A 22,685-nucleotide genomic window follows, 5' to 3' on the forward strand; every position below is an offset into this window, starting at 1 on the left:
AGAATGGTTAAGATCGAATTGGGAAGGCCACCGAACCCTCGACGTCTCGCGCGCGCCAACCTCCATCAAGCGGAGGCTGATTTGATCTTCGCCGTCGCCCATGCGAAGCGCGGCGCATGAGTGGAGCAGCGAAACCGGGCGCGTGGCGCTTTGCCGTCGATCGCGGCGGAACCTTCACCGACGTGGTTGCCGTCACCCCCGCCGGGCAGCTGGTGACCGACAAATTGCTGTCGGAAAATCCCGAGCACTATTTCGATGCCGCCAGCGAGGCGGTTCGCCGCCTGATAGAGCGCCACGGCCGCGGTCCGATCGCCGAAATGCGGATCGGGACCACGGTCGCGACCAATGCCCTGCTCGAGCGCAAGGGCGAGCGGCTCGCACTCGTCATCACGCGCGGGTTCGGCGATGCGCTGCGCATCGGTAACCAGGCACGGCCCGACATCTTCGCGCGCCATATCGTGCTGCCCGAACAGCTTCCCTCGATGGTGGTCGAGATCGACGAGCGCGTGGGCGCCGACGGGACGCTCCTTGAGCCGCTCGACGAAGTCCGCGCCAAAGCACAACTCGCAGCCTTGCGCGACGAAGGCTTCGATGCGCTCGCCATCGTGCTGATGCATGGCTGGAAATATCGCGATCACGAGGAGCGCCTCGCCGCCATGGCACGCGACCTTGGCTTCGCACAGGTGAGCGTCAGCCACGAGGTCGCCCCGCTCATCCGGCTCGTCCCGCGTGGCGATACGACGGTGGTAGATGCCTATCTCTCGCCGGTGCTGAAACGCTACACCGATACGCTACAGGCGAGCCTGCCCGAGGTGGCGAGCCTGCGTTTCATGCAGTCCAACGGCGGGCTTGCTGAAGTCGGCGCCTTCCGCGGCAAGGATGCGATCCTCTCGGGACCCGCAGGCGGCGTGGTCGGCATGGTCGCGGCGAGCACGGCGCTGGGTCACGAGCGGCTGATCGGCTTCGACATGGGCGGGACGAGCACGGATGTCGCGCATTACGCCGGAGCCTACGAGCTGACCGGCGACAGCGTGGTCGCGGGCGTGCGCGTCGCCGCGCCGATGATGCAGATCCACACGGTGGCCGCGGGGGGCGGGTCGGTCTGCCACTACGATGCAGGGCGCTTCCGCGTTGGCCCCGACAGCGCGGGCGCGAACCCGGGCCCGGCCTGCTATCGCAAGGGTGGCCCGCTGACGGTGACCGACTGCAATCTCTTCCTCGGCAGGATCGATCCTGCCTTCTTCCCCAGCGTGTTCGGCCCCGACGGCGACCAACCACTCGACCCCGAGGCCGCGCGCGCGCGGTTGGCCGAAATCGCCGAGGCGCTGCCCGAAGCCAAGCCGCTTGAAGAGATCGCCGAGGGGTTCCTCGCCATCGCGATCGACAGCATGGCCAATGCCATCCGCAAGATCAGCGTCGCACGCGGTCACGACGTAACGACCTACGCCCTCGCCTGTTTCGGCGGGGCGGGAGGCCAACACGCCTGCCGTGTCGCCGACGCGCTGGGCATCGAAACCGTGCTGGTCCACCCGCTTGCGGGCATCCTGTCCGCCTATGGCATCGGGCTCGCCCCGGTGAAGGCCATCCGCGAAGTCAGCCTCGTGCGCCCCCTGTCGCAAGGCTTTGCCGCCGAACTGGAGCTGCTGGCTGACGAGGCGCTGGAGGCCTTGCGCGAGCAGGGCATTCCCGAGGACGGGATTTCCATCGAGCGACGCGCGCGCCTGCGGTTCGAGGGTAGCGACAGCCTGCTCACGCTCGACTGCGACGACCACAGCACGATGGACGAGGCCTTCCGCACACTACACCGCCGAAACTTCGGTTATTCCGACGATGCGGCACCGATCATCGTCGAGGCGCTGAGCGTAGAGGCGAGCGGATCATCGGGAGGGCTCGGACAATGCGAAGTCGCGCCGCTCGCCGCGAGTGGTGAGGCCTCGGGAAGCTGGCAAACGGTGGAACGCCCGGCGATCGCCGAGGATGCGGCCGTGAGCGGTCCCGTGCTGGTCATCGATCCGGCATCGACGACTGTGGTCGAGGCGGGGTGGCAGGCAGATTTGGCCGAGGACGGCAGCCTCGTCCTCACCCGCAGCGAAGCGATCACCCGCGACCGGGCCGCGGGAACCGAGGTCGACCCGGTGCGGCTCGAGATCTTCAACAACCTTTTCATGGCGATCGCCGAGGAAATGGGTGTCGTCCTTCAGTCGACCGCGACATCGGTCAACATCAAGGAGCGGCTCGATTTCTCCTGCGCGCTGTTCGACGCCGGCGGCGCGCTGATCGCCAACGCCCCGCATATTCCCGTGCATCTCGGGAGCATGGGCGAGAGCATAGCGCGGGTCATCGAGGCGCGCGGCGAGGCGCGCGACGGACGCGGGTTCCTGCGCGGCGACACCTATGTGCTCAACGATCCCTATCGCGGCGGCACGCACCTCCCCGACATCACCGTCATCGTGCCGGTCTTCTTCGGCGAGGAAGGCGACGAACCCGATGCCTTCGTCGCTGCGCGTGGTCACCATTCGGATATCGGCGGCATCGCGCCGGGCTCGATGCCACCCGAAAGCCGCACGATCGAAGAAGAAGGCGTCCTCATCGACAATGTGCTTCTCGTCGACGAGGGGCGGTTCCGCGAGGCGGAGATCCGCGATCTGCTTGCCTCGGCGCGCTATCCCGCACGCAATCCCGATCGGAACATATCGGACCTGCGCGCGCAGCTTGCCGCCTGCACGCGCGGGGCCGAGCTCCTCCACTCGGCCGCGCGGGACCAGGGTGCCAAGGTGGTGACCGCCTATATGGATCACGTGCTCGCCAATGCCGAAGAGAGCGTGCGGCGTCTGCTCGACCGGCTCGACGATGGCAAATTCGCCTATCCGATGGACAATGGCGCGGTGGTCAAGGTCGCTATCCGGGTAGACCGCGAGACCCGCTCGGCCGTGTTCGACTTCACCGGCACGAGCGACCAGCTACCCGATAATTTCAACGCACCGCGATCGATCACCCGCGCCGCCGCGCTCTATGTCGTGCGCACGCTGATCGACGATGCCATCCCGATGAACGACGGCTGCCTGCGCCCGGTCGAGCTGGTGGTGCCCGAAGGGTCGATGCTCAACCCGCGCCCAGGTGCGGCCGTCGTCGCCGGCAATGTCGAGACAAGCCAGGTGGTCACCGACGCCCTGTTCGCCGCGACCGGACGGCTCGCGCCGAGCCAGGGGACGATGAACAATTTCACCTTCGGCGACGGGACCGACCAGTATTACGAGACGATCTGCGGCGGATCGGGCGCAGGAATGGACCATCCCGGCACCAGCGCGGTGCAGACGCACATGACCAATTCAAGGCTGACCGACCCGGAAATTCTCGAAACGCGCCTGCCCGTTCGGCTCGATCGTTTCGCCATCAGGCAGGGCTCGGGTGGCGCAGGCGAGTTCCGCGGCGGCGACGGCGTGGAGCGCCGCGTCACCTTCCTCCAGCCGATGCGCGCCAATATGCTCGCCAACCGGCGCGCGGTCGCACCGAAGGGCATCTGCGGCGGAGGCGATGCGCAGCCGGGACGCAACTGGGTGGAGAGAGCCGACGGCTCCCGCGAGGAACTGGGTGCGACCGGATCGGCCGAGATGCAGCCCGGCGATGCTTTCGTGATCCTCACTCCGGGCGGAGGGGGCTTCGGCCCGCCCCGCCCGGGCTAGGAGGTTCGATCAGACCGCGGCGTCGCGCTTGACCGTGATCACCTGCGGATAGGTGAATTCCTTCAGCCCATCGACGCCGTATTCGGCACCGAAACCGGACTGCTTGTGCCCGCCGAAGGGTGCGAAGGGCGACAACTGCATGAATTCGTTGATCCACACCGTGCCGGTTTCGAGCTGTTCGGCTATCTCGACGCCCTTGTCGGTGTCCTTGGTCCAGACCGCGCCGGCGAGGCCGTATTCCGAATTGTTGGCGCGTTCGATCACCTCGTCGATCGTGTCGAACTTGAGCAGCGGCATGACTGGGCCGAACTGTTCCTCGGCCACGATCCGCGCGTCCTCGGGCGGATTGTCGAGGATGGTGATCGGCACGTAGTAGCCGGTCCCCGAGGGATCCTTGTCGCCGCCGGTAAGGAACTTGTAGCCATTGTCCTTGGCGTCCTGGATCAGCTCGAGCACGCGCTCGTACTGCTTCTTGTTCTGGATCGGACCGACGCCCGTGCCCTGCTGCGAACCGTCACCCACGACCACGGTCTTGGCGTATTCGGCGATCGCCTTGCTCAGATCGTCGTAGATGTCCTTGTGGATGTAGACGCGCTTGGCCGCGATGCAGACCTGGCCGGCATTGGAGAAGCTCGACCAGAACAGCTGTTCGGCGACCTTCTCGACGTCGGCATCGGGCAGCACGATCGAGGCGTCGTTGCCGCCGAGTTCGAGCGTGATGCGCTTGAGGTCGCCGCTGGCGCCTTCCATGATCTTCTTGCCCGTCGCGGTCGAGCCGGTGAAGGTGATCTTGTCGATGTCGGGATGTTCGGTGATCATCGGGCCGAGGTGGTCCTCGCCGGTGATGATGTTGACCGTGCCGGCGGGTACAACGTCCTTGATCAACTCTGCAATCCGCAGCGTGGTCAGCGGCGTGAAGGGCGACGGTTTGAGCACGATGGTGCAGCCCGCGACCAGCGCCGGGACGATCTTCTGGATCGCCATCATCACGGGGAAGTTCCACGGCACGATGCCGCCGACCACGCCCACCGGCACGCGGCGGGTGCGCGACAGGCGGGTGTCGTCGTCCTGGTTGATCACGTCGTCGAGCGTCAGCGTCGACTGCGCGGCGGCGAGGCCGGCAGCACCGTAGATCTCCTGCTGCGCCTGCTGGTGCGGCTTGCCCTGCTCGGTGGTCAGCAGGCGGTACAGTTCGTCGGCATTGTCCTTGATCGCGGCGGCGATCCCCTGGACAACCTGCTGGCGTTCTTCCTGACTCGTTTTCTTCCACGTCTTGAACGCCCGCCGCGCGGCGGCGACCGCGCGGTCGAGTTCGTCCTTGCCGCAGGCGGGGACGCGGCCGACGACCTGCTCGTTGGCCGGGTTCAGCACATCGAGCCACTCGCCATTGTCGACCATCTCGCCGTCGATCAGGTTCTTGTAGTCGGTCATCGTCTCTCTCCTCCGGGGGATTCGCCTCTGCTGCACACACTGTCGAGATTCGTTGCTCGATGCAACGGGCCTTGCGGTACGGCGGTAAATTGGTGAGAGAGGCAGCGAGAGGAGAGCACGTGCAGACTTTCGTCACCGAAGCCGTCGACTGGCCGGACAGCGCCCCGGCGCTGCGCGAGCAGGTGTGCGCGCTGGTGGTGGAGCATGGCGAGCGCGACCCGGTGAAACGCGCGAACAGCTGGACCAAGGCCGATCCCGGATTCAGCCGCAAGCTCGGCGAAGCGGGCCTGCTCGGCATGACCTGGCCCGCGGAATATGGTGGCCACGAGCGCAGCCAGCTCGAACGCTATGTGGTGATCGAGGAACTGCTCGCGGCGGGCGCTCCGGTGGGCGCGCACTGGATCGCAGATCGCCAGAGCGGGCCGCTGCTGCTCCGGCTCGGAAATGAAGAGCTGAAGCGCCGCTGGGTGCCCGCCATCGCGCGTGGCGAAGCCTTCGCCTGCATCGGCCTGAGCGAGCCCGGTTCGGGATCGGACCTCGCCTCGGTCCGCACTTCTGCGCGGCGCGATGGCGATGGATGGGTGATCAGCGGCCAGAAGGTCTGGACCACCGGTGCGCATGTCAGTCATTTCATGATCGCGCTGGTGCGCTCGGAAGCTGGCAGCGAGCGGCAGCAGGGCCTCTCGCAATTCGTGATCCCGATGGACACACCCGGCGTCACCGTGAAACCGATCATCGACCTCACCGGGGCGCATGAATTCAACGAGGTGTTCTTCGAGGACGTGCGCCTGCCCGCCTCCGCGCTACTCGGCACCGAGGGCGAAGGCTGGAAGCAGGCGACGGCCGAGCTCTCGCTCGAACGATCCGGACCCGAGCGGTATCTTTCGTCGATGGTGCTGTTCCTCGAATTGGTGCGCCATGCCGAGGGCAAGGACGACCCAGCGCTCATGGAAATGGTCGGCCGCCTGGCCGCGGAGGCCTGGACGCTGCGGCTGATGAGCGCCTCGGTGGCGGCCAAGCTGGCACGCGGCGAAGACCCGGCCCTGGAGGCGACTATCGTCAAGGATCTGGGTAATTCCTACGAGCAGGCGATCCCACAATTGGTTCAATCGGCCATCGATTTCGACGACGCCGATGCCGAGATATTGCGCGCGGTCTGTTTCTACCTGCTGCAGGTCAGCCCGAGCTTTTCGCTGCGCGGCGGGACGCGCGAGATCATCCGGGGGATCATCGCCCGGGGGCTGGGCCTGAGATGAGCGATACCCGCCGCATGCTGGCCGAGATGGCCGATCCGCTGTTCGCCGATCTGGGTCCCGGCGCCAGTGAAGATTGCGACCTGTCGCGGCTCGAGGAACTGGGCCTGCCGCTGCTGTTGGTATCGGAGGACGAGGGCGGCTTCGGCGGCGACTGGCTCGATGCGCTGACCGTGTTCCGCCTCGCGGGATATCACGCGCTGGGGATCGACCTTCCCGCACTGATAGTGGCTCGGGTCGCCGAAGGCGAACGTCGCCATGAGCTGATGGCCTTTGCTCGTACCGCGCAGATCGCGGGCGCGCTCGATGCAGCGCTCGCGCTGTCGGTCGGCTATGTCAACGAGCGGCAGCAGTTCGACCGCGCGCTGGGCAAGTTCCAGGCGGTCCAGCAGTCGCTGGCGAGCTTCGCCTGCGAGGCGGCGGCGGCGAACTGCGCGGCGATGGGCGCGGCGCAGGCGCTCGGGCGCGGATCGGCCCAATTCGAGATCGCGGCGGCCAAGCTGCGCGCCAATCGCGCGGTCGAGATCGGCACCACCGTGGCGCACCAGGTCCACGGCGCGATCGGCTTCACGCAGGAATATGCGCTCCACCAGCTGACCCGGCGGCTGTGGCAGTGGCGCAGCGAATACGGCAACGATGCGTTTTGGAGCCGTCGCCTTGGCAAGGCGGTGATCGCGCGCGGGGCCGACTCCTTCTGGCCCGACCTCACCGCGCGGACCGACTAGGCGAGCGCCAGCACGCCGGTGAGGATGTTGCGCACGAGGTCGACCTGCCCGCGCGCGCCGGTCTTGGCGTAGATCCGCTTCGAGTAGTAACGCGCCGTCTCGACCGTCAGGCCATGCTCTTCCGCCGCCTCGGCGATCGACAATCCCTGCGCCAATGACCACGCCAGCCGCGCCTCGGCCGGGGTCAGGTCGAACAGGTCGACGAGCTGCTCGTGGCGGTCGGCGGAGGAGGAGCGGTCGCCGCGCAAATAAATCACCGCCACCGCCTTGCTATCCCCGGCAAGCGCCTCGACCCGCATCGGCGCGACGAGGATGTCGATCCACGGATCGTGGCTGAGATTGATCGCGCGCGGGCGGTGGCGGCGGTCGCCGGCCATGGCCTTGACGATGGCGGTCAGCTGGCGGTCGATGGCGGGGGCTGAGGGGAAGAGGCGATCGTAGGGACCGCGTCGCAGCGCGCCAGAACGCTCGAGGAAGCGCTCTGCCTGCGCATCGAGATCGACGATCCGGCAGCGCTCATCGACCGCGATCCAGCCGAAATTCATCCGTCGGGCGGCCTCGGCACTGACCGAGGCGCGACCGCGCTCGCGCTCGATCGCGGCGAGTACCTGCAGCGCTACCTTCAAATGCGGGACCAGTGCCGAGAGGAGGCTGGCGATCTCCGCGCCGGGGATTTGCGGCGCCATCACCGCCATGGTGAGATCCAGTCCGCTCCCACCGATACGTACGGCGCGCAGCCCGCCCGCGGCCCCGTCGAGCTCCTCGCCCGCATAGACGCGCCCTTCGCGCATCGCTGCCTCGGGCATGGCCAATGGCACGCCCTCGCCGAGTGCGATCCGCCCGCCCTGGTCGGCGCTGTCGAGCACGATCGCAACGCCTTCCGCCTCGCACACGCGCAGCAGCTGGCGCAGGAAGGTCCGCCACATCGGCTGCTCGAACATCCCCGAATGGAGCGGCACGAGCAGCTCCGCCTCGCCGAGATTCGGAATCCGCATGCAAGTTCTTCTATCACCTCCCATTTGGGAGGTCCATCGGCGCCGCGCGCACCTATGTCTCGGCGAATACTTGCGGAGCCCATCGATGACCGACGCCAAGACCCTCACCCATCTCCAGCGCCTCGAGGCCGAGAGCATCCACATCATGCGCGAAGTCGCCGCCGAGGCCGACAAGCCGGTGATGCTCTATTCGATCGGCAAGGACAGCGCGGTGATGCTGCACCTCGCCAAGAAGGCCTTCTATCCTTCGCCCCCGCCCTTCCCGCTGATGCATGTCGACACGACCTGGAAGTTCCAGGACATGTATGCGCTGCGCGAGAAGGCGGCGAAGGATGCCGGGATGGAACTGTTGGTCCACCAGAACCCCGAGGCGGCCGAACGCGGGATCAACCCGTTCGACCACGGCCCGCTGCACACCGACATGTGGAAGACCGAGGGGCTCAAGCAGGCGCTCGACAAATACGGCTTCGACGCGGCCTTCGGCGGCGCGCGCCGCGACGAGGAGAAGAGCCGCGCCAAGGAGCGCATCTTCTCCTTCCGCACCGCGACGCATGGCTGGGACCCGAAGAACCAGCGCCCCGAGCTGTGGAACCTCTACAACGCGCGCAAGAAGAAGGGCGAGAGCATCCGCGTCTTCCCGCTGTCCAACTGGACCGAGCTCGACATCTGGCAGTACATCATGGCCGAGAACATCGAGATCGTGCCGCTCTATTTCAGCGCCCCGCGGCCGACCTACGAATATGAGGGCGGCCTGTTCATGGCCGACGATATCGACCGGCTCGAGAAGGTCATGGGCTATCGCCCGGAGATCACCGAGCGCTCGATCCGCTTCCGCACGCTGGGCTGCTTTCCGCTGACCGGCGCGGTCGAGAGCGAGGCAGCGACGCTGCAGGAAGTCGTCCAGGAAATGCTCCTCACCACCACCAGCGAGCGGCAGGGCCGCGTGATCGACAAGGACGCGGGCGACGCGTCGATGGAGAAGAAGAAGCAGGAGGGCTACTTCTGATGACCGACCCTATCTACAAGACCGACGCGCTCATCGCCGAGGACATCGAGGCCTATCTCGAGCAGCACCAGAACAAGTCGATGCTGCGTTTCATCACCTGCGGCAGCGTGGACGACGGCAAGTCGACCCTGATCGGACGCCTGCTCTACGATTCGAAGATGATTTTCGAGGACCAGCTGGCCGCGCTCGAGAACGACAGCAAGAAGGTCGGCACGCAGGGGCAGGAGATCGACTTCGCTCTGCTGGTCGACGGGCTTGCCGCCGAACGCGAACAGGGCATCACGATCGACGTCGCCTATCGCTTTTTCGCGACCGAGAAGCGCAAGTTCATCGTCGCCGACTGCCCCGGCCACGAGCAGTACACGCGCAACATGGTGACCGGCGCGTCGACCGCCGATTGTGCGGTGATCCTGATCGATGCGCGCAAGGGCGTGCTGGTGCAGACCAAGCGCCATAGCTTCCTGTGTCACCAGCTCGGCATCAGGAATCTGGTGCTGGCGGTGAACAAGATGGACCTGATCGATTACGATCAGGCGAAGTTCGATGCGATCGTCGCCGATTACGAGCACTTTGCCGAGAGCATCGGCATCGAGACATTCACGGCGATCCCGATGTCGGGCCTCGCCGGCGACAATATCACCACCCGTTCGGACGATACTCCCTGGTACCACGGCCCGGTGTTGATCGACCATCTCGAACAGCTCGAGGTGAACAACACCGCCAACCAGGCGAAGCCGTTCCGGATGCCGGTCCAGTGGGTCAACCGCCCCAATCTCGACTTCCGCGGTTTCTCGGGCCAGATCGCCACCGGCACGGTCAAGCCCGGCGACGAGCTGCGCTCACTGCCCTCGGGCAAGACCAGCAAGGTGAAGTCGATCGTCACCATGGATGGCGATCTCGACGAGGCGGTCGCCGGCCAGTCGGTCACCATCACGCTCGAGGACGAGATCGACTGCTCGCGTGGCGACGTGCTGGCCACGGCCGACGCGCCGCCCGAGGTGGCCGACCAGTTCGAGAGCACGATCGTGTGGATGGACGACGAACCGCTCGTCGTCGGCCGCGCCTACTGGCTCAAGCTGGGTACGCAGATGGTCAGCGTGACCATCGCCCATCCGAAGTTCGAGATCGACGTCAACACGATGGAGCACCTTGCGTCGCAGACGCTCCATCTCAACCAGATCGGGGTATGCGAGATCACCACCGACAAGCGCGTGGTGTTCGATCCCTACACGGAGAACCGCGCGCTGGGCGGGTTCATCCTGATCGACAAGATCACCAACCACACGGTGGGTGCGGGGATGCTGCATTTCAGCCTGCGCCGCAGCCAGAACGTCCATTGGCAGCCGACCGACATCACGCGCGACCATCACGCCGGGATGAAGAACCAGACACCGCGCGTGCTGTGGTTCACCGGCCTGTCGGGCTCGGGCAAGTCGACCATCGCCAATGAGGTCGAGAAGAAGCTGGCGATCATGAACCGCCACACCTTCCTGCTCGACGGCGACAATGTCCGCCACGGGCTCAACAAGGACCTCGGCTTCACCGAGAGCGACCGGATCGAGAACATCCGCCGCGTCGGCGAGGTCTGCAAGCTGATGACCGACGCGGGCCTGATCGTGCTCACCGCCTTCATCAGCCCCTTCCGGGCCGACCGCCAGCTGGTGCGCGAGATGATCGATGCGGGCGAGTTTATCGAGATCCATGTCGACACGCCGCTGGAGGTTGCCGAGGCGCGCGACGTCAAGGGCCTCTACAAGAAGGCACGCGAGGGAAAGCTGAAGAACTTCACCGGCATCGACAGCCCCTACGAAGCGCCGGAGAATCCGGAAATCCGCGTCAACACGGTCGAAATGACCCCGCAGCAGGCTGCGGACTACATCATCGGCCAGATCCTCCCGCTGAAATAGGAAAACAGGGGCGCGCCGAGGCGCGCCCCTGTCACTCCGCCCCCGGCGCCTCGAATTACTCGCGCAGCGGCGCGCCGCCGTCGCCGACGATGGCGAAGGCCGACCAGTAGAAGGGATGCGAGGTTTCCTTGCTGTCCATCAGCCGCGCCTGCGACCTCCGCATCGCTTCGGCCAGTTCGACACCCTCACCCGCGGCGAAGAAGCCGTCGATCAGCCGGTTGGTGGCGTCGTAATCGTCGGGGATCGGCCAGTGGCTCGCCACCACGGTCCTCCCGCCCGCACCGACGAAGGCGCGAACCAGCCCGTCGAGCGCGAAGCCGCCACCCGACACGCCCGCCTCGCGCGTGGCGCCGAGCGTGGCCGCGCCCGCGGTGTCGCAGGCCGACAGGATCACCAAATCGGCGTCGATCTTGAGGTCGAAGATTTCGGCAAAGGACAGCAGGCCGTCGGACTGGTCGTCTCCGAAGGAGGTGAGCAGCGCGGGGCGCGGCGGGCATTCGGGCTGCGGTGCGGTGACCAGCCCATGGGTCGCGAAGTGGAGGATGCGGTACTGGTTGAGGTCCTCCATCCCGAGCACGGCCGTATCGGTAAACGTATCGCCGGTGACGATCCTTTCCTCCGTGGCCTTCGCCCCGAGGCTGCGCGACGCGGTGTAGAGCTCGTCTGCCTTGATCGGATAGTCCCAGACCGCCGGCGCCCAGAGGCAGTCCTCGCCCCCGGCGAGCGCCGAGCGCGTGCCGAGCGTGCCCCGGTCTGCGCTGATCGGCGTGTTTTCGCCGAAGCCGATATATTCGCGCGTCGCGCCCGATCGCGGCGCCTTGCGGACGTCGCGGAACGCCGAGGGCGAGACCGTCGTGGTGATGTTGACCTGTCGACCGAGCCAGCTGGTTCCGCTGAAGTCGTACTCGTCGCCCTCGCGCGCGACGCGCTCGACATAGCGTTCGACGCTGTCGTCGTCGGTTACCAGCAGGTTTGCCGGGAGGCGCAGCATCGCCCCGTCGGGTTCGAACACCAGGTGCTTCAGCGCCTTCACCTCGGCATCGACCGGATCGAGCAGTGCCTTGTAGAGCGCGCGCGACTTCTCGATGTCGAAGGGGAAGGTCAGCGTCTCGCCATTCTCGACATAGGCGATCGTCGCGCGCAGATCGTCGACCTCGGCCTCGAGCGCGTTCGGATCGATCCCCACGCGATAGGCGCGCGCCATGTCGGGTGTGGCGAAGACGGCGAAGGTGGCGCCGTCGAGCGTCGCCAGCTTGAGATAGCCCTCGCCCGGCCGGAGCGTTTCCTGCAGTTCACCGAGCGTGACGCGCCCGTCGGACACCGCGCGGAAACGCGGGTATTCGCCGAGCTTGTTCTGGATCGACAATTGCTCGGCTTCGAGCTTTTCGAGCGTCGCCTGCTGCGCGGCGAGGCGTTCCGCCACCAGCGGATCGCCCGCGGCCTGGCCCTCGAGCAGGGCGATGCGATTGCGCACCTGCTCGACCGAGCGGCCGATGTTGACCGCCTTGCGGAACAGTTGCGAGGCCTCGTCGCTACCGCCCGACAGCTCGCGGGCAAGCACCGCCTGCGTCTGCGCGAGTCCCGGCCGCTGGAGCAGCTGGCTGGCGAGGAACATGTCGCCCGCAGCCTCGCTCTCGGCCAGCCCGGCTTCGCCGAGGAGGTCGAAATAGGGCACCAGAAGGCGACGCAAGGCAGGGGCGGGCTTGCCCTGTGCCTTGTCGACCAGGTCGCGATAGGTGGCGAGCGCCTCGTCCTTGCGACCGCTGCGCGCGAGGAAGCCGGCCAGCTGCGCCTTGCTGCTGAGCAGCGCGGGTGAATCCGGGTAGTTCACCTCGAGCAGGCCGATCGCCTGGCCGTGGTAGGCCTGGGCAGCGGTAGTATCGCCCTTGCGCTCCGCGAGATCGGCGAGTTCGCCGAGCACCTGCGCGCGCAGCCACAGGATCGAGCGGACCGATCCGTTGCGGACCCCGCCGAGCGTGCTGTCAGCCGCGGTCAGATGGCTCTCTGCTTCGGCTCCTCTTCCGAGCAGGCGCAGCGCCGTTGCCTTGAGATATTCGGTCTGGCCATCGAGCAGGTCGGCGCGCTCGAGCGGGGTCAGCCCGCCGATGCTGTCGAGTGCGCTCGCCTGCTCGGCCGAGAGGCGCGCCGCCAGCGCATCCGAAATCTCGAGCCCGGCCAGCGCGTCACGCGAACCGGTGCCCGCGGGCAGGGGCCGCTCAAGAATGTCGAGCGCGGTCTGCGGCGCGCCCGCATTGAGCGCGTCGATCGCCTCGTAATTGCGCAGCATGCGCGCCATGACGGGATCGCCGGCGACTTGCCCGCGCACGCTCGAAAAGCCGCGCGCCGCCTCGGCGTAGTTGCCCAGGTTCGACTGCAGCAGCGCGGCGTTGAGGCGCGCCTCGAGGGCATTGCCGCCCTCTCCGGTCGCAGCCGTCTCGGCGAAGAATTCCGCCGCCTCGGCAAAATCCCCGCTGTTGCTGCGCCGATAGGCCTCGGCGATCACCGCATCGGCGGCGAGCGCCCGCGCCTGCGCCCGGGCGAAGGCGGCGGCGTCGCCGGTCTCGGTGAGCGGAATCTCGACATCGCCCTGGACCGGGTGGTCGTTGACCAGCGTCGCCAGCCCCAGCCGCACCGCGTCGGCATAGGCAGCGATCGCCTCGCCGGCATAGAGCTTGCCGCCCAGCTGGCCCGCCACCAGCACCCGGCGCGTGCCGAGATCCTCGTCGGTACAGGAATAGCTGGCGCTGCCCGCGAGCGCGTCGGGCACCGCGCCCGCATCGCCTGCATTGCAGCTGGCCGAGGGGAGGAAGCGCGCGGTGGCATCGCCCGATGGCAGGTCGCGCAGGACCCACAGCGTGCCGACCGGCGCCGCCGCGTCGCGGCAAACGATGGTATAGCCGCGGTCGAACAGGCCCCCGCCCGGCTGCGGCGGCAGGATCTGCGCCTCGCACAGCCCGTTGGCCCCGATGGCGAAGGTATCGGCGTAGCTGACTGGACGGTCCTGTCCCTGTGCGGACAGGCTCTGCAGCGGAAGCGCGAGGAGTGCCGCGAAGGCGGCCAGGGATTTTCTGCGCATCATTCGTCTCCCTCTTCCTCGTCATCTTCGCCCGGGTCTTCCTCGCCCGAACCGTAGAGCGCGATATCGCCGCCGCTGGTCACCGGATCGTCGATCGCGTCCTCCTGGACGACCAGCGAGGCGCTCAGCAGCGCGGGGAAATCCGATCCGAATTCGACATTGCTGTCCTGTTCGCTCTGCTCTACCGGAGCGGCGGCGATCGGCTCGGTGGTGGTCACCGCCGCGGCGGGTGCTTCCTCATCGATCTCTTCGAGGACCTCCTCGCGCTCGTCCGGCACCTCCGGTTCTTCGGGCTGCTCGATCACAGCGCATTCGCCGGAATTGATGCCGCAATTGTTGAACTGCGCATTATCGTCATAGGTCACCGGGTCCTGGGGGTCGGCATCCTCTCCACCGGTGAAATCGATCAGTTCGAAAAAGGCCTCTCCGGTCGTGAAGGATCCGTCGGAATTCTGCCTGCGGCCGTAGGCAAAGGCATCTATCGGGAATTCGACCCCGTCGCCGTCGATCGTCAGCGTACCGGTCACGGTGATCCCGCCCGGCGCTGCGGCCGTGCCGGTGTTGCGAACAAGGAAGGTTTCCTCGATGTCGATCAAGACGTCTCCCGCCCGCAGATATCCCAGCGGATCGTCGCTGCCCGTAGCTGCCGTGGCCAGCAGGTCGTTGCGGCCGTCGAAGGCGACATCATCCCGCAGACGGGCAATCGTATCGGCATCGGCCATCCAGAAATTGCCGCCCTCGAACTCGAAGGTGCCCGTCAGGTTGCCGCTCGGATCGAGGATCTGGATGCCCCCGGGAGTGACGATTTCGAGCCGGTCCGCGAAGATGCCGAAATAGTCGGTCGCGGCGGCTTCGCGATAGGTCACCATGCCTTCGACACGGACCACGCGCGCTTCGATCGACAGATCGGACACGCCGTCGTCGAGCGACCCGAATATGGTCGTATCGCGGAACAGCAGGTCGTCCGAAGCCATCCCGTCGAATGAGGTCGAGAAGCTCGCCGCGCCGGCCTCAATGCGACCGAGCTCGGCCTGGGTCAGCGTATATCCGGGCGTATCCGTGTTGCCGCCGATGACCGTGATGTTGTCATTGCCGAATACGCTCAGCCCCAGAAATTGCGCCCCGATCCGCGCGCCGTCGAGGATGTCCAGCTCGTTGGATGTGATGAACAGCTCGCGACCGCCGAAACTGATCTGGTCGTCGTTGTCGCCATCGATCCTGACGGTGCCCGGCGTCTGGATGAAGATGGTCGCGGTGGGGTTCGCGACCGACGGGCCGCCGACGAGCCCGCCATTGGAGGTGTTGATGTTGAGATCGCCCGTAAGGATGAACTGGGCATAGTCGCTGATCGGCACACTCCCTCCATTGGCGACGATCCGCGACAGCCCGCCAGCACTCGCACCGGTCGCTTGGATATAAGCATTTTCGATGCCGAGCGTGCCGCCATTGGCGAACATCTCGAAATAGCCGGCCACGTCCGCGCCGTCCGCATCGATCTCGAGAGTGCCGAGCTGGATTTCGGACTGTCCACGGGAAACGAGGTTGGCCAGGCCACCGCTCGCGGTCCCGGTACCGGCTGCTTCGGCCGAGGCATCCATTTGCAGCAGGCCGATTCCGACATTCGCATTGTCCGCCGCCGTCAATCCGAGCGTGCCAGCCGTGGCAGTCCCGGTTCCCGTGGTTGCACGCGCATTCAGCACGATCGAGGGCGCCGTGACCGATCCGCCACGCACGAACCACTGGACCGCGCCGCCGGTCGCATCGCCATCGCCATTGCTGCCGGTCCCCGCGGTGGCATTGGCATCGACCGTCAGCAGGGACAGGCCGCTGGGCGCACCGTAGACATCGAGCGCAGTGCCCTCGAATATATTGAACGCGCTCATCCCGCCGATCGCCGAACCGCCGACAAGGCCGCTGCCGCCGAATGCCGAGGTGGAAATCTCGCTCCCGGTACCGAGCAGGACCTGCGAGTTCTGCGTGAGCATCGAGAAACTGCCGCCGCGGGCATCGCCACCGGTTCCGTTGCTGGCTCCCCCGCCAAAGGCATCGGTATTGACCAGAAGCTGGCCGTCGAAGGTCGAATTGCTGATCCCCAGAGTCACCTGGTCGCCCCTGGCAGCGCCGCCGCGCTCGGTACCTTCGCCACCGATGGCAGAAGTGCCAAGCCCGAGATAGGCGTTGCCCTCGGCATCCGGGACCACATTCACGCTGGCGCCGTTGGCGAGCGAGACATAGACGTTGCCGCCGGTGGCATCGCCGCCGATGCGCCCCGAACCACCCGAGGCGCCGGCGAAGAACAGGCCCCTTCCAACAAAGGTGACGTCGGCATTGTCGACGACCAGGAAAGCCGAACCACCGGTTGCATCGCCACCGATGCCGGTTCCCGAACCATTGCCGCCGACAGCGCCTGCGCCCCCGCCGATCATGTTCACTCTCATCGACCCGCCGTTGCTGGCCGAGAAAATGCGCGTTCCCCCGAACGCATTGCCGCCGGAGATGTTGAGGGCGCTGTTCAGGCTGTTGCCGCCCTGCCCGAAGACACTCGCCAGCATCTCGCCCGAGGTGAAGGTCCCGCCGTTGGCGAGCACCTCGATCGTGCCGCTCATGCCGTCGCCGCCCCTACCGCCGTTTACGGACGAGCCGCCGCCGTAACCGCGCGCGATTATGGAGGTAAAGCCGACCGAGTCGGGGTTTGTCGGGTCGACTGTCGAGGGTAGCGCGATCGTGCTCCCTGCACCCGCTAGGATGTAGACTTCGCCACCGGTCCCAAGGCCGCCGGCACCGCTGCCCCCGTTGGCGTTTCCGCCGATCCCGTTGGCGGCGAACATGCCGCCACGATTTATGGTGTCGAAACGGCGCAAGCTGCGCTCGTTGAGCACGTCGATGCGGCTGCCATTGTCCATGGCGGTCACTGCCACGATGCCGCCGAAACCGTCACCGCCTTCGGCAGTTGAACCCGTTCCGCCCAAACCACCGGCAGACGCCTGGATCGACCAGAAACTGAGCGAACCGCCGCCGGACGCGGAAATGTCGATCGCACCGCCCCGGCCGCTGCCGCCCTTGCCCGTACCGTCGATGACGGCGCCACCGACCCCCTGTGCCTGCATGTAGAGCAGCTCGTTGAACGTGATGGTGCCACCGCGGCTCTCCACGGTGATCGTACCGCCCTGAGCGTCGGCGGCGTCGCCGATGATGGCTGAGCCTCCGGTGGCGCCGGCTTGCCAGAAGCTTTCGCGTTCGACCAAGAGGTTGCCACCCGTGCCGACGAGGATCGAAGCGTCGCCGCCGGTTGCCGCGCCGGCGACCGCGCCATTGCCGCCTCTCCCGCCGGCATCACCGTAAAGACTACCTGCGGTCAGCGCGCTGACACCGCGCAAGTCGAGTTCCGCGGTCCCGCCTTGTCCGCCTCCGCCATCGCCTCCAGACCCTCCGACCGCAAAGGCGTTGAGCGAAAGAGTCCCCCCGACCGTCGAGGTCGCCGAGCCGGTCGAGGTGAACCGCGCCAGCCCGCCCGTGCCGAATCCGCCCAGCCCAGTCGAACTCGAGCCGCCGTAGCCGAGGGCATTGAGACTCATGTTGCCGGTGACGTTCAGTGTCCCATCGCTGTCGATCGAGACCTCGCCGCCGATGCCGTCGCCGGCATCGCCCGCTGTCGCTCCGCCGCCAGTTCCCGTGGCGCTGCCGTAGAAGCTGGACGCATTGAGCGTACCGGAGACTACGCCGATGCCGGCGTTACCGCCGATGCCGACTCCACCGGTCGCGCCAGAGCCGCCCGTCCCATTCGCAATCGTCGAAATATCCGTGGCAGTGACCTGCGACTGGATGGCGAAAGTCCCCGCAAAGCCGCCCGTGCCATCACCCCCTGCGCCAAGGCCGCCGCCTCCCGAACCACCTTGGCCGCCGGTGCCGTTCGCCGCGAGGTAAAGCGCGTTGAAACTCGCTTGGCCATTGCCAAGCGAACCATCGCCACGCCCGCTGAAGGTACCAGCCTGGGTTGTCCCGCCGTTTCCGTCACCGCCGCGGCCGCCCGCCTGGCCGGTTCCCCCCGTACCGCCGGTGCCGCCGAAGCCCAGGGCGTCGAGGACGGTCGATCCGCCAATACTCAGCGTCGCATTGTCCCGGCCGGCTAGAGCGAATGCACCGCCTGTTCCCGGTGCACCCTGATAGGTTCCTCCCGTGCCATCGCCACCGTCACCGGCCGCGATCGAGCCGCCATCGCCCGCGCCGCCGGTGCCGCCGTATCCGCCCGCATAGGCGGAGGCATTGCCGCCGATCGTGACGCTGGCAGACAGCGTTTGCGAGCCGTCCGCCTGGACATAGGACGTCCCGCCAAGCGCGTTGCCGCCATTGCCGCCGAACCCGACCGTGGCGTCGCCGCCGAAGGCCTGGGTGGAGAGATAGGCGTCTCCGTCGACAACGATATTACCGAATATCGCATAGACCCCGGCATTGCCGCCTATGGCATCACCGCCGGTGTGGCCATCGCCCCCGAAACTGTTGGCCTGCATATTGGCATCGCCGGTCAGGTGGATGGCGCCGGTGTCCTGGGTGATGATGATCGACCGACCGCCCTGGCCGTCGCCACCGCGACCGCTCGCGCCGAGGCCGCCGCCGGCCAATCCATGGGCAGAGCCAGACACGCTCGTGAGGTCGATGGTTCCGGTCCCGCGCGCAAACACCTGCGCGATCCCTCCCGAGCCATTACCGCCGGAAGCGCCCTGACCGCCGAAGCCGCGAACGAAAAGGCTCGACTGCCCGGCTATGGTAATGTTCCCGTCGGTCGACTGGATGTTCCCCAGCCCCCCTACACCGGCACCCCCGAAATCGCCGCCGCTGCCAAATCCGAAGGCGGCAGCACCCTCGCCGCCGTAACCTTCGGCGGAAATCAGGACATCGCTGCCGAAATTGAGCGTTCCGCCGGTCGCCAGGAGCTGAACCGTACCGCCCATCCCCAAGCCGCCGTCGAAAACGCCCAGCGTACCATCGGCATCTCCGCCATAGCCAGAGGCGCGCAAGGTTGCCGTCCCAGCGACATCTACCCGGCCGCCGCTCTGGGCGACGACTTCGCTGGTACCGCCGATACCCCTTCGCCCGCCCCGGCCATTGCCGAAGGCAAGCGCGTCCATCAGGAGGGTACCGCCCAGGCTGATCGTCCCTGCGTTGTTCGCGAGCAGGCGAGTGGTTCCGCCAAAACTGTCGCCGAGCGTACCGCTGGCGAAATGGTCGTTGCCCTCCGCCCGCAGCCAGACGTCACCATCGATGGTCAGCGTGCCACCATCCGCCTTGAGTTGAACCTTGCCGCCCGTAGTGTCGCCATTGTTCTGGGTTGGCGTCGCATCGGCGAAGAGGCCGCCGGAAATCGAGAGCGCGGCGCCATCGCGCGCAAGCAGATCGATCGTGCCCCCTACGACATCGCCCGTGCCAAGGATGGTGCCCTCGGCTTCGAGGTCGACATCGCCGGTGATGGTCACGTCGTTGCCGCTCTTGGCGATGAGCGAAACCGATCGCGCGCCGCGTGCGATCAGCCCGTCGGCGAAATCGACCGCGCCGGCATTCGAATTGACCGAGAAGGAACCGGTCGCCCCGGCAAGGACGCTCGAGGAGAAATTCGCGGAGCCGAGGATCGAGATCGATTCCTCGAGCGCACTGCTGTTGACCGCGCCGGTGGAGACCGAGCGACCGAAGACGTCGTAGCCGGCCGACAGGATGATATCGCCATTGTCGATCCCGGCGCTCGCCGCCGTGTCGAAGCCGAGGTTGCCGCGCAGCAGCATGGTGATCGGATCGGTGGTCGCCTTGGCGACCGCGTAGATCAGGTGGTTGTCGCCCGATCCCGTGCTCGACGGTCCGCCCGTCGTGCCGCTGTGGTCGATCGGATTGGCCACACTGGTCCCGACGGGAATCTGGATGTTGAACAGCCCGTTGGCGTAGGACAAATTGACCTGCTCGCCGGCGACATAGGCGGTCGAGCCGTTGATGTAGGCATTGCCGCGCATGGCGATCTGCGGCGCGGCCACGGCGAAATAGCTGCCTTCGCCGGGGGCACCGATCTGTGCCCCGCTGGCGATCGTGACACCGGCGGTTGCACCCGATGCGCCAGTCAACTGCAGCGTTCCCCCCGCTGCATAGCTGTCGAAACTGTTGAGATCGGGATCGAGCGTGGTCAGCAGGAGCTGCCCGACATCGAACACGGCATTGGCCCCAACGATGATCCCGGTGGGTGAATAGAAGGCGACCATCCCGCCATTCGAAAAATTGCCGCTCGCATCCTGCAGGCGCGAGATCACCGAGCCCTGGAAGACGACCACGTTGCCATTGGTGGAGGGCAGGATGCGGTTGAGCACGGCGAAGCCGCCCTGGCCCGGACCGTCCTGGAAATAGGCCGTGTTCCCGTTCGGCAGGAAGGTCAGCGCATTGCCGAAGCCGTCTTCGTAGATGGTCCAGTCGAGCACCGCGCTGGACGAGGTGATCGTGATGGTGTCGATGTTGGAGACCGAGCGATCGACATTCCCGCTCCCGCGGACGAACACCGGCGTGCCGTTGAAGGCGTCGGCCCGTGCGGGTGTGGGGAGCGCGAGCGCGGCAGCCATCGCAAGGCCCGCCCCACCAAGGAGCAGCGAGGCGCGGCGGTTGATCGAACGGACCATGTCAGAACCTCCAGGGAAGCAGGCGCGTGGTGAGCGAGAAGAGCACGCGCACATCGCCGCGCTCCGCGGCGAAATCAGGTTTTTCGAGCGGCACTGCGACCGCCACATCGGCTTGCAGCGCGCTGCCATAGGCGAAGCGCAGGCCCGCACCGGCCGACCACAGGCGGTCGGGATTGAGCGGCGAACGGCTCGGATCCTCGTTCCAGGCCCAGGCCATGTCGGTGAACAGATAGCCTTCCCACGCCGTTTCGTTCGGTCCCGAGGGCGCCGTCGAGCCATAGCCGACCTCGAAGGAGAGCGCGTAGCCATTGTCGCCCAGAACACTGCCCGGATCGTAGCCGCGACCGATCGAATAATTGCCGGCGGCGAATTCCTCGAAGGCGGGCAGCGGATCGCCGGTGAACTGCGCGCTCATCCCGAGCGAGAAGCGCAGATCGGGGATCGGCCGATAATCGGCCTCCCCTTCGATCCGGACCAGCAGCGGGGTCGGATCCGCCTCGATCCGGTTGGGCGCGACGCCCGCAGCGATGCAGGCCAGCGCTGCGGTGCGGCAGTCGGGAGTGGCATCGAAGATGTCGATGCCCTGGCGCAGCTCGACCGAACTGCGCGCGGCAAGTTGCGGAGCGAAGGCGCTATAGCCGCCCGTGCCCGCGATGCTCGCGGGATCGACATAGTCCGATTCCAGCCGCAGGAAGGCGGTCCGGACCCGGTCGCGGGTCAGCCGCAAATCGTTCACGGTCAGGTCCTGGTCGACGTAGTCGAGCCCGCCGCTCAGGACATGCGTGGCGCTCCGGCTGCGCTGGATCGGATAGGAGAGCCCCGCCGTGGCGAACAACGTCTCCGATTTCACGTCGAGCCCGGGCAGGTCGAGATCGGGATCGGTCCAGCTGTAGGTGAACTGGCCGAACATCCGCAGCCCGTCGCTGCCCAGCGCGAAGTCGTGGCCCAGTTGGATCGTCTGCTGCTCGTCGAAATCGATGGTCGAGAACAGCGCCAGGCTCGTGCGGTCGCCGAGCCCCGTCAGGTCGTAGACCTCGCCGCGCAGCAGCCCGCCGAACCGGCCGAGCGATTTCGAACCGAGGTTCTGGACGTTGAAATCGAGCGCACCGCGACGCCGGACGACCGCGATGTCCCCCACCAGGTCTCCCGGTTCGCCACCCGAGGCGGGACGCAGCGAGAGGCGCACGTCGACCCCGGGTAGATCGTCGGCGAGCAAGAGGTAGCGTTCGGCCCTGTGGGTGTTGAAGACCTCGTCCTGCGTCAGCGGCTCGAGATAGCCCGCCACCAGCTGTTCCGAAGGGCCCGCATCGCCGCGCACGCGCAGCGCCGTGACCCGCCCGAAGACGATGCGCATTTCGGCATCGCCGTTCGACAGGCGTTGCGCCGGGATTTCGACGGTCGCGAGATAGCCTGCCTGCTGCAGCCGCTGGTTGGCGGCGGCGCGGACGTCGCACAGCACCGAGATCGGTAGTTCGCGTCCGAGATAGTCCTGATAGGCCCCGGCCAGCGCCACGTCGGGTGCCTTCTCAGCCCCGACGAAGCGCACCGAGCTGAGCGTTACCTTGATCTCGGCGAGGTCGGGCGCATCGAGCGCACAGGGCGCACGCTCCATCCCCCCGTCGATCGTCAGCGTGGTGGCGGGCCGCGCCGGCTCGCGCGCCTGCGGCGGCGCGAGTTCACTGCGGCTGGGCACCGACTGGGCCTGCGCCGCAGCGGGAAGCGCCAGTGCAGCAGCCCCAGCGAGAAAGCCCGACCGCAGCGCGCGCGATACGGCGCCATGGCTGCGGATAAAATGCGTGTTGATTCGTTGGCCCAAGCCCATGCAGATCGCCCCCTCAACAACGCGCTATTGCGCGCTTGCCGACTATTTCTGCGATCCGGCGAACCCGTAAAATCGGGTTTCTTCTCAATTGCTAGAAGCTTGCCTAACACCGTCTTGAGGACGTTGTCATGTATATTTCC

At 66.7% G+C, this 22,685-nt stretch carries 10 protein-coding genes; 5 read left to right on the forward strand and 5 right to left on the reverse strand.

Annotation, left to right across the window (positions count from 1 at the left end; all coding sequences use genetic code 11):
• Nucleotides 1-116 precede the first annotated feature (116 nt).
• Nucleotides 117-3,683, forward strand: coding sequence for a hydantoinase B/oxoprolinase family protein (locus K3181_RS04130; RefSeq protein ID WP_221601042.1), 3,567 nt, complete (start codon nt 117-119; stop codon nt 3,681-3,683).
• 9 nt (nt 3,684-3,692) lie between these two features.
• On the opposite strand, the gene K3181_RS04135 is transcribed toward K3181_RS04130, so the two are convergent.
• Complete coding sequence (locus tag K3181_RS04135) at nt 3,693-5,114, reverse strand: aldehyde dehydrogenase family protein (protein ID WP_221601043.1); 1,422 nt, start codon at nt 5,112-5,114, stop codon at nt 3,693-3,695.
• A 119-nt stretch (nt 5,115-5,233) separates the two neighbouring features.
• Between K3181_RS04135 and K3181_RS04140 the strand changes: the two genes are divergently transcribed.
• Both K3181_RS04140 and K3181_RS04145 read left to right on the forward strand, forming a co-directional pair.
• On the forward strand, nt 5,234-6,370 hold the full coding sequence (locus K3181_RS04140) for an acyl-CoA dehydrogenase family protein (protein ID WP_345725446.1): 1,137 nt from the start codon (nt 5,234-5,236) through the stop codon (nt 6,368-6,370).
• Nucleotides 6,367-7,092, forward strand: coding sequence for an acyl-CoA dehydrogenase family protein (locus K3181_RS04145; RefSeq protein ID WP_221601047.1), 726 nt, complete (start codon nt 6,367-6,369; stop codon nt 7,090-7,092). The genes K3181_RS04140 and K3181_RS04145 overlap by 4 nt, the downstream gene beginning before the upstream one ends.
• Here K3181_RS04145 and K3181_RS04150 read toward each other — a convergent pair.
• Nucleotides 7,089-8,087, reverse strand: a complete 999-nt coding sequence (locus tag K3181_RS04150; protein WP_247714857.1) for a helix-turn-helix transcriptional regulator — start codon at nt 8,085-8,087, stop codon at nt 7,089-7,091. The two genes, K3181_RS04145 and K3181_RS04150, sit on opposite strands and share 4 nt — an antisense overlap.
• Nucleotides 8,088-8,172: 85 nt before the next feature.
• Here K3181_RS04150 and cysD point away from each other — a divergent pair, with 85 nt between their 5' ends.
• Together cysD and cysN are read left to right on the forward strand one after the other, a co-directional pair.
• Entirely contained in the window at nt 8,173-9,093 is a 921-nt protein-coding gene (cysD, locus tag K3181_RS04155; RefSeq protein WP_221601049.1) for a sulfate adenylyltransferase subunit CysD, read from the forward strand.
• Nucleotides 9,093-11,000 (forward strand): sulfate adenylyltransferase subunit CysN, encoded by a 1,908-nt coding sequence (gene cysN / locus K3181_RS04160; RefSeq protein WP_221601051.1) that lies wholly within the window; start codon nt 9,093-9,095, stop codon nt 10,998-11,000. The genes cysD and cysN overlap by 1 nt, the downstream gene beginning before the upstream one ends.
• 55 nt (nt 11,001-11,055) lie before the next feature.
• Here the strand turns inward: cysN and K3181_RS04165 are convergent, their stop codons facing one another.
• The 3 genes from K3181_RS04165 to K3181_RS04175 are packed head-to-tail and all read right to left on the reverse strand — an operon-like array spanning nt 11,056 to nt 22,545.
• Entirely contained in the window at nt 11,056-14,076 is a 3,021-nt protein-coding gene (locus K3181_RS04165) for a CHAT domain-containing protein (RefSeq protein WP_221601053.1), read from the reverse strand.
• The gene (locus K3181_RS04170) at nt 14,076-20,723 is read right to left on the reverse strand and encodes a beta strand repeat-containing protein (RefSeq protein ID WP_221601055.1); all 6,648 of its coding nucleotides are present in this window, start codon (nt 20,721-20,723) and stop codon (nt 14,076-14,078) included. The genes K3181_RS04165 and K3181_RS04170 overlap by 1 nt, the downstream gene beginning before the upstream one ends.
• A gap of 1 nt (nt 20,724) precedes the next feature.
• Complete coding sequence (locus K3181_RS04175; RefSeq protein ID WP_221601057.1) at nt 20,725-22,545, reverse strand: ShlB/FhaC/HecB family hemolysin secretion/activation protein; 1,821 nt, start codon at nt 22,543-22,545, stop codon at nt 20,725-20,727.
• Nucleotides 22,546-22,685: the final 140 nt, after the last annotated feature.

The sequence above is a fragment of the Qipengyuania mesophila genome, assembly GCF_019711655.1.
GTDB lineage: Bacteria > Pseudomonadota > Alphaproteobacteria > Sphingomonadales > Sphingomonadaceae > Qipengyuania > Qipengyuania mesophila.

Bases quoted from the DNA above. Each gene is read 5' to 3' on its own strand.
- K3181_RS04130 (WP_221601042.1), top strand. From the start codon at position 117: ATGAGTGGAGCAGCGAAACCGGGCGCGTGGCGCTTTGCCGTCGATCGC.
- K3181_RS04135 (WP_221601043.1), bottom strand. From the start codon at position 5,114: ATGACCGACTACAAGAACCTGATCGACGGCGAGATGGTCGACAATGGC.
- K3181_RS04145 (WP_221601047.1), top strand. From the start codon at position 6,367: ATGAGCGATACCCGCCGCATGCTGGCCGAGATGGCCGATCCGCTGTTC.
- K3181_RS04150 (WP_247714857.1), bottom strand. From the start codon at position 8,087: ATGCGGATTCCGAATCTCGGCGAGGCGGAGCTGCTCGTGCCGCTCCAT.
- cysD (WP_221601049.1), top strand. From the start codon at position 8,173: ATGACCGACGCCAAGACCCTCACCCATCTCCAGCGCCTCGAGGCCGAG.
- cysN (WP_221601051.1), top strand. From the start codon at position 9,093: ATGACCGACCCTATCTACAAGACCGACGCGCTCATCGCCGAGGACATC.
- K3181_RS04165 (WP_221601053.1), bottom strand. From the start codon at position 14,076: ATGCGCAGAAAATCCCTGGCCGCCTTCGCGGCACTCCTCGCGCTTCCG.
- K3181_RS04170 (WP_221601055.1), bottom strand. From the start codon at position 20,723: ATGGTCCGTTCGATCAACCGCCGCGCCTCGCTGCTCCTTGGTGGGGCG.
- K3181_RS04175 (WP_221601057.1), bottom strand. From the start codon at position 22,545: ATGGGCTTGGGCCAACGAATCAACACGCATTTTATCCGCAGCCATGGC.